The organism is Streptomyces sp. NPDC029139 (genome assembly GCF_055564335.1).
Map to the genome: position 1 here is coordinate 281,258 of NZ_JBVHWN010000006.1, position 11,960 is coordinate 293,217.

The 11,960-nt window shown below is 72.9% G+C and carries 10 protein-coding genes; 4 read left to right on the forward strand and 6 right to left on the reverse strand.

The window, feature by feature from the left end; translation table 11 throughout:
• Nucleotides 1-179 precede the first annotated feature (179 nt).
• Together ACZ4VW_RS17125 and ACZ4VW_RS17130 are read right to left on the reverse strand one after the other, a co-directional pair.
• Complete coding sequence (locus tag ACZ4VW_RS17125) at nucleotides 180-2,684, reverse strand: ATP-dependent Clp protease ATP-binding subunit (protein ID WP_467963022.1); 2,505 nt, start codon at nucleotides 2,682-2,684, stop codon at nucleotides 180-182.
• A 258-nt stretch (nucleotides 2,685-2,942) separates the two neighbouring features.
• Complete coding sequence (locus ACZ4VW_RS17130) at nucleotides 2,943-4,559, reverse strand: extracellular catalytic domain type 2 short-chain-length polyhydroxyalkanoate depolymerase (RefSeq protein ID WP_467963024.1); 1,617 nt, start codon at nucleotides 4,557-4,559, stop codon at nucleotides 2,943-2,945.
• A 169-nt stretch (nucleotides 4,560-4,728) separates the two neighbouring features.
• On the opposite strand from ACZ4VW_RS17130, the gene ACZ4VW_RS17135 reads away from it, so the two are divergent.
• Both ACZ4VW_RS17135 and ACZ4VW_RS17140 read left to right on the forward strand, forming a co-directional pair.
• A complete protein-coding gene (locus tag ACZ4VW_RS17135) occupies nucleotides 4,729-5,235 on the forward strand; it encodes a tetratricopeptide repeat protein (RefSeq protein WP_467963026.1) in 507 nt (168 codons plus the stop codon).
• Nucleotides 5,236-5,300: 65 nt separating this feature from the next.
• Nucleotides 5,301-5,822: a nuclear transport factor 2 family protein gene (locus tag ACZ4VW_RS17140; protein WP_467963028.1), complete on the forward strand. Its 522-nt coding sequence runs from the start codon at nucleotides 5,301-5,303 to the stop codon at nucleotides 5,820-5,822.
• Between the two features lie 103 nt (nucleotides 5,823-5,925).
• Here ACZ4VW_RS17140 and ACZ4VW_RS17145 read toward each other — a convergent pair whose 3' ends face one another.
• Nucleotides 5,926-6,243, reverse strand: coding sequence for a cupin domain-containing protein (locus ACZ4VW_RS17145; RefSeq protein ID WP_467963029.1), 318 nt, complete (start codon nucleotides 6,241-6,243; stop codon nucleotides 5,926-5,928).
• Between the two features lie 359 nt (nucleotides 6,244-6,602).
• On the opposite strand from ACZ4VW_RS17145, the gene ACZ4VW_RS17150 reads away from it, so the two are divergent.
• Nucleotides 6,603-7,478: a DMT family transporter gene (locus ACZ4VW_RS17150; RefSeq protein ID WP_467963031.1), complete on the forward strand. Its 876-nt coding sequence runs from the start codon at nucleotides 6,603-6,605 to the stop codon at nucleotides 7,476-7,478.
• A 45-nt stretch (nucleotides 7,479-7,523) separates the two neighbouring features.
• Here the strand turns inward: ACZ4VW_RS17150 and ACZ4VW_RS17155 are convergent, their stop codons facing one another.
• Nucleotides 7,524-9,179 (reverse strand): acyl-CoA dehydrogenase family protein, encoded by a 1,656-nt coding sequence (locus ACZ4VW_RS17155; RefSeq protein ID WP_467963033.1) that lies wholly within the window; start codon nucleotides 9,177-9,179, stop codon nucleotides 7,524-7,526.
• Nucleotides 9,163-9,780, reverse strand: a complete 618-nt coding sequence (locus tag ACZ4VW_RS17160; protein ID WP_467963034.1) for a TetR/AcrR family transcriptional regulator — start codon at nucleotides 9,778-9,780, stop codon at nucleotides 9,163-9,165. Before ACZ4VW_RS17160 ends, ACZ4VW_RS17155 begins: the two co-directional genes overlap by 17 nt.
• Nucleotides 9,781-9,877: 97 nt before the next feature.
• Between ACZ4VW_RS17160 and ACZ4VW_RS17165 the strand changes: the two genes are divergently transcribed.
• Nucleotides 9,878-11,074 carry a DUF6924 domain-containing protein gene (locus ACZ4VW_RS17165; protein ID WP_467963036.1) on the forward strand — a complete coding sequence of 399 codons (1,197 nt, stop codon included), beginning with the start codon at nucleotides 9,878-9,880 and terminating at the stop codon, nucleotides 11,072-11,074.
• A gap of 86 nt (nucleotides 11,075-11,160) precedes the next feature.
• Here the strand turns inward: ACZ4VW_RS17165 and ACZ4VW_RS17170 are convergent, their stop codons facing one another.
• A complete protein-coding gene (locus tag ACZ4VW_RS17170; protein ID WP_467963037.1) occupies nucleotides 11,161-11,745 on the reverse strand; it encodes a TMEM165/GDT1 family protein in 585 nt (194 codons plus the stop codon).
• Nucleotides 11,746-11,960: the final 215 nt, after the last annotated feature.

The window sequence follows — 11,960 nt, forward strand, 5'->3', positions numbered from 1 at the left end:
AGCGGGAACCCGCGGGCGACCCCCGAATGGGTCACGTCCTTCTGATCCGCCCAGGCGTACGGCGGCATCGTGTCCCGCCCGCCCGGGCGGGCGCCGGCGTGCCCGGGAAGGGGCGGATGGAACCGCGGGGCCGGAAAGGGGAGACGACACTTCCGGGCCCCGCGGGCTGAGGGGGCGTGTCACGCGGCGGTCGAGTCCGTCTCCGGCTTCTCCACGCGGCACACCAGAGAGTCGTTCTGGACGTCCGTCACGATCCGGTCGCCGGGATCGGCCTCACCGCCCAGGAGCAGGTCCGCGATCCTGTTGTCCAGCTCCGTCCGGATCGTGCGGCGCAACGGCCGCGCACCGAACTCCAACTGGTGGCCGTGGGCGACGAGCAGCTTCTTCGCCGCCTCCGTCACCTCCAGCTCCAGCCCCTGCGCCCGGACCCGGTGCTCGCTCCGGCGCAGCAGCAGGTCGAGGATCCGGCCCAGGTCGTCCTCGGCGAGACCGTGGAAGACGATCGTCTCGTCGACGCGGTTGAGGAACTCGGGCGCGAAGTGCCCGCGCAGATCGTCCTTCAGCTCGTCACGGATCTCCGAGACGTCACCGTGGTGGGCCAGGATCCGCCGGGCGCCGATGTTCGACGTCATGATGATCACGCAGTTGCGGAAGTCGACCGTCCGGCCCTGGGCGTCCGTCAGACGCCCGTCGTCCAGCACCTGGAGCAGGGTGTGGAAGACATCGGCGTGCGCCTTCTCCACCTCGTCGAAGAGCAGGACGCTGTACGGCTGCCGGCGCACCCGCTCGGTGAGCTGACCCGCCTCCTCGTGACCGACGTATCCGGGCGGGGCGCCGACCAGCCGGGAGACCGTGTGCTTCTCCTGGAACTCGCTCATGTCGAAGCGGACCATGCGGTTCTCGTCACCGAACAGCAGCTCCGCGAGCGCCTTCGCCAGCTCCGTCTTGCCGACACCGGTCGGCCCGAGGAAGAGGAACGAGCCCACCGGACGGTTCGGGTCACCCATGCCCGCCCGGTTGCGGCGCACGGCCTGGGCGAGGGCGGTGACCGCCTCGTCCTGGCCCACCACCCGGCTGTGCAGGGCGTCCTCGAGTCCGAGGAGCCTCTCCTTCTCGCTCTGCGTCATCTGCGCGACGGGGATGCCGGTGCGGCGCGACAGCACCTCCGCGATGTCGTCGCCCGTCACCTCCCGCACGCCCTCCCGCCGCTCCGCGACCCCCGCCAGCTCGCCCTCCAGACGGGAGATCTCCTGTTTCAGCTCGTTCGCCTTCTCGAAGTCCTCCGCCGCCACGGCCTCGTCCTTCTCGCGGCGCAGCTTGGCCAGCCGGTCCTCGCGGCCGACCACCTCGGTCGACCTGCCCAGGGAACGCAGCCGCACGCGCGCCCCCGTCTGGTCCAGCAGGTCGATGGCCTTGTCGGGCAGGAACCGGTCGGAGACGTAGCGGTCGGAGAGCTCCGCGGCCGCCACCAGCGCGGCGTCGCTGTAACGCACCTGGTGGTGCGCCTCGTAGGAGTCCCGCAACCCCTCCAGGATCAGGATCGTCTCCTCCACCGAGGGCTCCGGGATCATCACGGGCTGGAAGCGCCGCTCCAGCGCGGCGTCCTTCTCCACGTACCGCCGGTACTCCTCGATCGTGGTCGCGCCCACCACATGGAGCTCACCGCGGGCCAGGGCCGGCTTGAGCATGTTGCCCGCGTCCATCGCGCCCTCGCCGGTCGCGCCCGCGCCCACCACGGTGTGCAGTTCGTCGATGAACAGCACCGTCGAGTCCGCGTCCGCCTTCACCTCGTCGATGACGTTCTTGAGCCGCTCCTCGAACTGGCCGCGGTACTGCGCCCCGGCGACGAGCCCGGACAGGTCCAGGGCGACGACCCTCCTGCCCTCCAGCGTCTTCGGCACCTCGCCCGCCACGATCCGCTGGGCGAGCCCCTCCACGATCGCGGTCTTGCCCACGCCCGGCTCACCGATGAGGACCGGGTTGTTCTTCGAACGGCGGGAGAGGATCTCGACGGTCTGCTCGATCTCCTCGGCCCGCCCCACCACCGGATCGAGCCTGCCGGCCCGCGCCTCCTCGGTCAGGTCCCGCCCGTACGCGTCGAGCGTGGGCGTCCTGCTCTCGGGAGCGGCCGCCGGCGTGCCCTCCGCCCGCCCCGCCCGCTCGGGGACGGCCCGCAGACCGTCGACATCCGTGCCGTTCGTGCTCAACAGCTTCTCCGCCGCCGCGTCGGGGTCGTCGAGGAGCGCGCCGAGGATGTGCTCCGGGCCGATGTACGAGACGCCCGACGCCCGCGAACGCTCGTACGCGCGCAGCAGGACCCGCTTGGCCGACGGCGTGAGCCCCGGCTCGGCGGACGGAACGGCGCTCGCGCCCGGCAGGACCTCCGCGATCGCCTTGCCCAGCTGGTCGGGATCGGCACCCGACCCGGCGAGCAGCGCGCGGGTGGGGCCGATCTGCGTGCAGGCCCAGAGCAGATGCTCGGTGTCCAGGTCGGCGCTGCCGTCCTCGGCGGCCCGCGTGGTGGCCCGGTCGAGCAGCTGCCGCGCCGAATCCGTCAGCAGCCTTCCGATCGGAACCCGCTGGACGGCCGGCGGAGAGGCCGCGGGCGACATGCCGAAGAAGCGGTTGAGCAGTTCGTTGAACGGGTCCGGTCCACCGAAGGAACCGAAGGGGGACATGGTCATGTGGTGCCGTCCAGGTGCGTCGACGTCCGGCCAGTACTCCTTCCACAGGAGCAGCAGACGCCGCTTCCCACCCGGCGGACGCGGTGACGCACAGTGGCCGTGACGCACACCACCCGCCCGCTCACACGGTGCTCGGTGCTTCCCGCCGCGCGGGAAGCGCCCGCCACCCCGTCCTCCGGACGGGTGACCGCGCGGGCGGGCGGGCCGTGACGGGACCTCGTCCCGCCGCGCCCCGCCCGTCCCCGGTCCGGGGACGGGTCAGCGGTACTCGACCGTCAGCGTCACCGGAGTGGCCTGGTTGACGAAGAGGTACGCCGTCGAGGCCGGGGCGGCCTCGAAGCGGAGCCGCATCTGCGTCGTACCGGCCCGGTCGAGGGCCGCGCGCGCTGCCGCCGACAGGTCCGTGGAGGAGGCGGAGCCCGTGGAGAACGGGGCGATGTGCGCCCCGCCCGCGGCGGTGGCCGCGGCCGACCAGTCCGAGGGCTCGACGGCGCACGCGCCGAAGCAGCCCGTGGTGACGTCCACGAGGAGCCGATTGCCCGCCGGGGACGCCCACGGATCGCCCGAGCCGCTGCTGCGGTTCACCGTCAGATAGGCGCGGGTGATCTCCTTGCCCGCCGGGATCCTCGACGTGTCGAAGGACAACAGCGTCCGGTTCACCTTGCCGTCGGTACCACGGCCGAGCGCCAGACCGTACGTGTCCTCCAGGGTGCCCACCGCGGGCCCCGATCCGTCGGCGGCCGCCTTCACGTACCCGTCCTGCGCGTCCACGCTCGGCAGCGTCATCCGGTCGGCCGCGGGCGGGGGAGCGGAGCCGCGCAGCGCCCGGACCATCCCCATGATCGCCTCGATCTGCTTGCCGCCGTGCCGCGCGTACGACGTGTCACCGAGGTAACCCCACCAGTTCCAGCAGCCGTTGGGGTTCTCCAGCGTGGCCGTCGGGACGGCCTGCGGGTACAGCACGATCATGTCGTTGGTGTCGGCGTACTCGTTCAGGTACGCCCGGTCGATGAACCGGGTCCCGAAGCCCTGGTACCCGTACCCCTGCTTGCAGCCGTGCAGCGCCACCATGAGCGTGCACGACGCGCCGCCGGCGCACGACGTCGGCACGTAGACGAACCCCTTGTCGTCCATCGACAGCGGCGCCGCCGCGCCGCCCGGCGCGTAGGCGTTCTGGTCGAACTGGACCAGCGTCCCGCCGGGCGAGGCGCTGGGCGCGGCCACGGATCCCAGCAGATGACCGAGCAGTTCGCGCTCCGCGTCGATGCCGCAATTGTTGATCCACGGGCTCTGCGTGACCGTGCAGGAGTTGGGTCCGAGCGGGCTGATCCAGGCATGGCCGGCCGCCGTGGCGCGGTTGTGGAGGACCCGCGCGCCGAACCGGCCGTAGGAGTCGGCCAGCGCGTCGGCCACGGGTCGCTTCACGGTCGTGTCGTTGGAGCCGCTGAAGACGTACACGGGGTCGCCCGCGAGGTTCGCGAGAGGGTCGACGAGCCCCTGCGCCGACCAGTCCCGCGTGGTCTGCTCCAGCTTCGCGAGCTGAAGGTCCTGCGTGGTGTTCATACAGGCGTTGAGGGCGGTGGGGAGCGAGTTCTGGGCACAGCCGTACGGGCCGGAGGCGAACACGGCAGATCCGCTGAACGTGCCGGAGTACGCCACATGGAGCTGGGTGGCCATGTAGCCGCCCGACGAGATCCCGGAGCTGAGGACGGCGTCGACGTTGTACGGCCGGAGGGTGCCCGGCACGGGCGCGGGTGCGGCCGCGGCCGCCGGTGTCGTGACGGGGAGGAGGGACGCGGCGGCGAACAGCAGCAGCGCTGTCGGCCGGCGTGGCCCGCGCGGGCGGAGAGAGGCGAGTGAGCGGAATGGGCGCATGGAATCTCCGGGCGGCTCGGTCGTGTGGGGGTGATGGCCGGGAAGGCTAGGCGCGGGCCGCGCCGGTCTCTATGGGGCCGGCCGCCACAACCGACGGGCCGGAGTATGGCGCTCCGTCATCTGGCAGGCAGCGCCCCGCACTCCGGGGCGAGCTGCGACGATGCTCACCATGAACGACGACGAGCGAGACGGACTGCTGGCCGAAGCGGTCGGACTGCGCGAGCAGGGCCGCCAGGAGCAGGCGCGGGAGCGCCTGCTGGAACTCGCCGCGCGGTACCCGGACGACGCCGAGGTGGCGTACCAGGCCGCGTGGGCCCACGACGTCCTCGGTCTGGAGGCCGAGGCGGTCCCCTTCTACGAGCGCGCGCTGAAGGAGCCCGGCACCGGGCTCACGGAGGACGACCGCAGGGGCGCGCTGCTCGGGCTCGGAAGCACCTTCCGCGTCCTCGGCCGGTACGAGGAGGCCGTCGCCACCCTGCGGGCGGCCGTCGAGGAGTTCCCGGCCGACGGGGCGCTGCGCACCTTCCTGGCGATGGCGCTGTTCAATACGGGCGAGCACCACGAGTCGGCGCAGCTGCTCCTGCGCCTGGTCGCGACCACGAGCGAGGACCCGTACGTACGCCGGTACCGGGCCGCCATCGAGTACTACGCGCGGGACCTGAACGAGACCGTGTGAACGCCGGAGGACGGAACGAGGGAACCGCTTGACCTCAAGTGCGGTCGAGGTCGAATGATCGAGCCATGAACGCGACGAGCAGCACGACGAGTCTTCAGGACCACTTCGAGATCACCACCCTCATCAGCGGCTTCTTCCGCGCCATGGACGAGCGGCGGTTCGACGAGGGCTGGGCCGACGCTTACTTCACCGACGACCTGCGGACGACGACCCCGCTCGGGGTGGCCGAGGGCGCCGAAGCGATACGTCACGTGGAGGAGGCCATCGGCCGGTTCGCCGCCACCCTGCACCTCTCCTCCGACGTCCTCGTCCGCGCCGAACCGGGCGCGCGGACGGCCGAGGTCTCCTGGAACGCCCATATGACCCACGTCCACCTGGACTCCACACTCCAGGCACGCGGCGAGGGAGCCGACCCGCTCTTCACGGTGGGAGGCGTCTACGAAGGGGAGCTCCGGCGCACGGACAGCGGCTGGCGCGTCAGCCGGATGTCGGTCCGGGCCGTCTGGATCACGGGCGAACCGCCCCTCCTGCCGGAGGCGACCGCCGACCGGGTCGCGGAGCTGACGGGAGCCCAGGCACGGGACTGAGCCCCGCCGCGGCGAGGCTCGCCGGACACGGCCTCGGCCGCGTCCGGCGAAGGGCCTGTTTCCCGGATCGTGCCGAGCGAGCGGCCTGATCCCGGATACGGCTCTAGTCGTTGACGGCGGTCAGCAGGACGACCGCGTCGTCCAGGGCCGTGAGCCCGTGGCGTTCCTTCGGGATCATCCGCAGCTGGCCCACCGACAGGTCCTCGGACCGGTCCGCCGCCGTCAGGCGGACCCGGCCGCGCAGCACCTGCAGGCTCGCGGCCGGCGGGGCGTTGTGCTCGTCGAGCGCCGCGCCGGAGACCAGGGCGATGACACTCTGCCGGAGCACCCCGTCGTGGACCAGCAGGTGGGCGCTCCTGCCGTGCGCGTCGGCATGCGCCTTGGACAGATGTTCGTCGGCGAGGGCCGCGAGGTCATGCATCGTCTCTCCCTGCGAGGGTGCGCGGGTGGTGGCTCCCAGCCTCGCGCGTGTCGCCCGGTACGCAACTCGGGGAGGTACGGCGTGTCGCCGCGACCACCAGAGCGGCCACGGCCGTGAAGCCCAGGGCGGCCCCGATCGTCACCGTCCAGCCGTACGCCCCGTAGGGCCACACCGCCGTGAGCGAGCCCAGCGCGCCGCCCCGCGCGGGGGCACCGCCCGTGCGGAGCCCCGCACGCGGCGCGGCGCCTCGCACGGGCGGTGCCCCCGCGCGGGGCGGTGCTCCCGGCGCGGATCGGAGCGCTCCGCGCGCGGCGGTGTGTCCCGTACGGGCACGGTGACGGCGAGGCTACGGTGGGCCGGTGCAGCGTGCCGAGGACCGCGTGACGCCCGCAGCGTTCCTGGCCGCCGCGGTCCTCGCGGGCGGGAACGCGGTCGGCGTCCGCTTCAGCAACCGTGAACTCGACCCGCTGTGGGGCGCGGCCCTGCGGTTCGGCGCCGCCTCGCTGCTCCTGCTGGCCGTGATGGCCGTCCGCGGACTGGAGTTCCCCCGTGGCCGGGCGCTCGCCGGGTCGGTCCTCTTCGGCGTCCTCAACTTCGGGGTGACCTTCGCGCTCGCGTACTACGCCCTGGTCCACATCCATGCCGGGCTCGGTCAGACCATCCTGTCCCTGGTCCCGCTCGCCACCCTGCTGCTCGCGGTGGCGCAGCGTCTCGAACGCCTCCGGCTCATGGCGGCCGTCGGCACCGTCTTCGCCACGGCCGGGGTCGCCGTCATCTCGCGCGACCCGCTGGGGGGCGGCGTGCCCGTCCTGTCCCTGCTGGCGATCCTGGGCAGCATGCTGGCGTTCGCCCAGGCCACCGTGCTGGTACGGCGCCTGCCGACGGTGCACGCGGTCACGATGAACGCGGTGGGCATGACAGCCGCTTCCGTCCTGCTGTTCGCCGGGTCGCTCGCAGCCGGCGACACCTGGCGGCTGCCGGACCGCGCCGCGACGTGGTGGGCGCTGGCCTATCTGGTGGTGGCCGGCTCCGTCCTCACCTTCGTCCTCTTCCTGTTCGTGGTGCACCGCTGGGACGCGTCGCGGGCGGCGTACGTCTTCGTCGTCGTCCCCGTCGTCACGATCGTGCTGTCCGCCTGGCTGGACGACGAGCCGCTCACGGCCTCGCTGCTCCTCGGCACACCGCTCATCCTGATCGGGGTCTACCTGGGCGCCCTGCGCAGGCGCCCCGGCTGAGAGGCGCCCCACCCGACGGAGCCCGGGCAGGGCGCGGGCGCACGGTCAGGCCGTCACGGTCGCGGCCGGACTGCCCCGTTCGATGATCGCCGCCGTGTCCAGACCGGGCGGCAGCGTACCGAAGGCGATGCCCCGGTCGCCGTCCAGGCGGGAGGCGCAGAACGCGTCCGCGACCGCCGGATGGCCGTGCCGGACGAGCAAGGAGCCCTGGAGGACCAGAGCCATGTGCTCGACCAGCCGGCGGGCCCGGTACTGGAGCGCGGCGGCGTCACCGAGATCGCCCAGGTCCTTGCGGAGTCGCGCGGTCGCCGCGTCGAGCCGGTGGTCGGCGCCCGCCGCGCGGTCCACCTCCGCGAAGAACGCCTCGACGGCCTGCGGCTGACGCCCCATGGCACGCAGCACGTCGAGCGCGGCCACATTGCCCGAGCCCTCCCAGATCGAGGGCAGCGGGGACTCGCGGTAGAGACGCGGCAGGCCCGAGTCCTCGACGTAGCCGTTGCCGCCCAGGCACTCCAGCGCCTCGGCGGCATGCGCGGGAGCCCGCTTGCACACCCAGTACTTGGTGACGGCCAGACCGATCCGGCGCAGCAGTTCCTCCTCCGCGTCACCGGCCGCCGCCCGGTCCACCGCCCCGGCGAGCCGCAGGGCCGCGATCGTGGCCGCCTCCGCCTCCACCGCCAGGTCGGCCAGGACGTTCGTCATCAGCGGCTGGTCGACCAGCCGGGCACCGAACGCGCTGCGGTGCGTGGCGTGGTGGACGGCCTGCACCAGACCCTGGCGCATCCCGGACGCCGAACTGACGGCGCAGTCCAGGCGGGTCATGTTCACCATCCGGATGATGGTCGCGACCCCGCGGCCCTCCTCGCCGACCAGACGGCCGAGCGCGCCCTCGTACTCGATCTCGGAAGAGGCGTTGGAGCGGTTGCCGAGCTTGTCCTTCAGCCGCTGCAGCCGGATCGCGTTGCGCGTGCCGTCGGGCAGCACCCGAGGCACCAGGAAACAGGACAGGCCCCCGGGCGCCTGCGCCAGCGTGAGGAACACGTCCGACATCGGCGCCGAGGTGAACCACTTGTGCCCGGTCAGCGCGTAGAAGCCGTCCTCTCCGGTCGGCTCCGCCCGCGTGGTGTTCGCGCGCACGTCGGAGCCGCCCTGCTTCTCGGTCATGGACATCCCCGCGATGAGGCCGCGCTTCGACGTCGGCTCGCGCAGCCCGAAGTCGTAGAAAGGGGAGGTCAGAAGCGGCTCGTACACCTCGGCGAGGTCCGGCTGGGCGCGCAGGGCGGGCACCGCCGCGTACGTCATCGAGATCGGGCACAGATGCCCCGGGTCCGCCTGGCCCCACACGAACACCTTGGCCGCCCGCGCCACGTGCGACCCCGGCCGGTCGTCGCGCCACGGCGCCCCGTGCAGTCCGTGGCGCACCGCGACGGTCATCAGCTCGTGCCAGTACGGATGGAACTCCACCTCGTCGACGCGGTGTCCGTAGCGGTCGTGCGTGTGCAGGACGGGAGAGTTCCGCTCGGCCAGCCGCCCCCACTCCTGGGCCTGCTCGCCGCCGGCCAGCACGCCCAGTTCGCGCACCTCCTCCTCGGCCCAGCCCGCGCCCTCCCGGCGCAGACCCTCCAGAAGGGCGGGGTCGGCCGACACGTCGTGACCGGCGAGCGGCGGGACTTGGTTGGTGACCTCATGCGTGCGCGGCATCGGGAACTCCCAGGGCTCTCAGGGTGAAGGTGACCAGGGCGGGTACGGTGTCGGGCCCCACGGCCCCGTCCGCCAGCGGCCCGACGAGCGCCTCCGCCCCCGCCCCGACCAGCGCGGCAGCCGTCAGCGCGGCGTCCTGGGCCGGAAGCTCCCCGGAGCGCACCCCCTCGGCGATCCGCTCGGCGAACACGTCGCGGAACGCCCGCCGGAAGACCAGCCGTTCGGCGTCCACGGCCGGGTCGACGGGTTCGGCGAGCAGCGCGTACGCGAGGCGCGGCGACTTCAGGGCGCGCTGGGCGAAGGTCTCGATCACGGCGACGACCTGCTCGGCGGCCCCCGCGTGCTCGGCGCGGCGCGCCGCCTCGGACACCGCTGCCACCTCGCGGGAGACCACGGTCCGGAACAGCTCGACGGCCAGCTCGGCCTTGCTGGGGAAGTGGCGGTAGACGCTGCCGGTGGCGATCCCGGCGCGCGCGGCGACGGCGGCCATCGTGCAGCCGGCGTAGCCGTGCTCGGCGAGGAGGCCGAGGGCGGCGTCCACGACGACGGCGCGCCGGTCGTCGAACCTCGCCTGGACAGCGGGCGTGCGGCGGTAGGGCATGGAAGAAGTGAAGCAGTGATTCATTCCTTCAACAAGGGTCGGCGCGGGGGAGGCACCCGGCGGTCCGGCGCGCGGGCGCTGTGGATAGGTTCGGCCCATGACCGCGCAGCGAGCCGACGTCCACCACTCGCCCTCGACCTGGCAGCAGCCGGTCCCGCCCGCGCCCTCCGCGGAACGGGCCGCCCTGATCGGCGAGATCGCCCGGGCGGTCCTGGCCCGAGGCCCTGGCCGTCTCCTCGTCGGGATCGACGGATTCACCGCGGCCGGCAAGACGAGTTTCGGGCACGAGCTGGCCGAGTGGATGGCGGGCGCGGGACGGCCCGTGCTCCGCGCGACGCTCGACGACTTCAAGAGGCCATGGAAGGACCGGCACCTCTACGACCGCGAGTCGGGGGAGGGCTACTACCGCAACGCGTACGACTACGAGCTGGTCCGGGGTCTCCTCCTGGACCCCGCCCGGTCGCCCGGGGCCGACGCCTGCGCGCTGTGCGGCATCGACCCGCTCACCCAGCTCGACCACTCCACGCGGCGGACCCCGCTCGCCCCCGGCGCCGTGATCGTCGTGGACGGCGTCTTCGCCTTCCGGCCGGAGATCGACGACTACTGGGACTACCGCGTCTGGCTCGACGTGGACGCCGAGCTGTCGGTGCGGCGCGGCGCGGAGCGGGACCAGGACTGGGCGGGTTCCGACGCGGAGGCCCTCCACCGGGACAGGTACGGGGTGGCGCAGCGGATCTACCTCGACGAGGTCGACCCCCTGCCCCGGATGGACGTGGTGGTAGACAACACGGACTTCGCCCGTCCGCGAACCCTTCCGTCGGGGCGGCGTCCGCGGCCGCGTCCACCGGTGACCGGGCGGGACGAGTTCGACGCCCTGGTCGTTCGTACCGACTACGCGGACGACGGCGCGTGGCAGCCGGTCCGGTCCGCGCTCGCCCAGGAGCCGGACCTCTCCGCGCGGATCGTCGACGACCCGGCCTGGGCCGGGGCGGGCGTGGACGAGGTGCTGGCCGCGGTCGCGGGGGACGAGGACCTGGGCGTGGTGTTCCTGGCCGACCGGACGACCATGACCTCGGCCCGGCACGCTCTTCTCGCGGTGTCCACGATCACCCGGGACGATTGCGAGGACGAGGAGGACTACGCCCGGCTGACGGAGTTCGGGACGCGCTTTCGTACCGTCCCGGCGGCGGTCCACAGCATCCACGCCAACCTGGCGATCGCGAACATGGGTTTCGAGGAGTTCGCCGCGGAGGCGCAGGGCGACCCGGAAGGGGTCTTCCGGGACTTCCGGTGAGGCGTGCCCGGCCGTCGGAGGTGAGGCGTGCCCGGCGTCGCAGGTGAGGCGTGCCCGCCTGTCGACGGGCGGGCACGCCTCGGGCGTCAGCCGACGAAGACCTCGGTGAGCGACCAGATCGCCAGGCCCGCCATGCAGACGCCGCCGATGCGCTGGACCGTCTTGAGCGGTACGCGCTTGGCGATGAAGCGGCCCGCGACCAGGGCCAGGGCGGAGACGCTCATCAGCGCCGCGGCGGAGCCGATCGCCGTCGACCAGGTGCCGTTAGTGGCGGCGAGGTTGGCCGTGGTGATCTGCGTCAGGTCGCCCCACTCGCTGATGAAGACGGCCATGAACGCGGTCGAGTAGACGGGCCAGAAGCCGGTCACCGGCCGGCCGCCGGCCTCGTCCCCGTCGTCGTCGCCCCCGCCGCGCAGCAGCATGAACGCGCCGAAGCCGAACAGCAGGGCGGAGATGAGCTTGACGATCCAGTCGGGCAGCAGGCCGATGAGGCTGCCCGCGCCCACGGCGATGGCGACGTGCGCGACGAAGGCGGTCGAGGTGCCGAACCAGACGTACAGCGGACGCATGCGCGTGCCCATGGCGAGGGACGCGAACATCGTCTTGTCGGGAAGCTCGGCGAGGAAGATCAGCCCGAAGGCGGTGAGGATCGCCAAGGGGTCGAGGTGCATACCGGGGGCTCTCTGCTCGGTCCGGGCCCGGGATCAGCACGGCACCGCGGAGGGCGACGGGAAGAACCACTCGGCCCGGCATGACGGACCACGCCCACGGGACGCGGACATGGCGAATGCCTGGCCGAAGGTCTCGCCCGTCCGTGCTTCCGCACGGACCCGGCCACCGGGAACCCGAGGGTTCCAGTGTGTCGACGACCGGTTCGCGGGGCTAC

What these genes read in the sequence shown, in the direction of transcription:
- ACZ4VW_RS17145 (WP_467963029.1), bottom strand. Translation starts at nt 6,243, where the DNA reads ATGCATGACCTCGCGGCCCTCGCCGACGAACATCTGTCCAAGGCGCAT.
- ACZ4VW_RS17135 (WP_467963026.1), top strand. Translation starts at nt 4,729, where the DNA reads ATGAACGACGACGAGCGAGACGGACTGCTGGCCGAAGCGGTCGGACTG.
- ACZ4VW_RS17170 (WP_467963037.1), bottom strand. Translation starts at nt 11,745, where the DNA reads ATGCACCTCGACCCCTTGGCGATCCTCACCGCCTTCGGGCTGATCTTC.
- ACZ4VW_RS17165 (WP_467963036.1), top strand. Translation starts at nt 9,878, where the DNA reads ATGACCGCGCAGCGAGCCGACGTCCACCACTCGCCCTCGACCTGGCAG.
- ACZ4VW_RS17155 (WP_467963033.1), bottom strand. Translation starts at nt 9,179, where the DNA reads ATGCCGCGCACGCATGAGGTCACCAACCAAGTCCCGCCGCTCGCCGGT.
- ACZ4VW_RS17130 (WP_467963024.1), bottom strand. Translation starts at nt 4,559, where the DNA reads ATGCGCCCATTCCGCTCACTCGCCTCTCTCCGCCCGCGCGGGCCACGC.
- ACZ4VW_RS17125 (WP_467963022.1), bottom strand. Translation starts at nt 2,684, where the DNA reads ATGACCATGTCCCCCTTCGGTTCCTTCGGTGGACCGGACCCGTTCAAC.
- ACZ4VW_RS17160 (WP_467963034.1), bottom strand. Translation starts at nt 9,780, where the DNA reads ATGCCCTACCGCCGCACGCCCGCTGTCCAGGCGAGGTTCGACGACCGG.
- ACZ4VW_RS17140 (WP_467963028.1), top strand. Translation starts at nt 5,301, where the DNA reads ATGAACGCGACGAGCAGCACGACGAGTCTTCAGGACCACTTCGAGATC.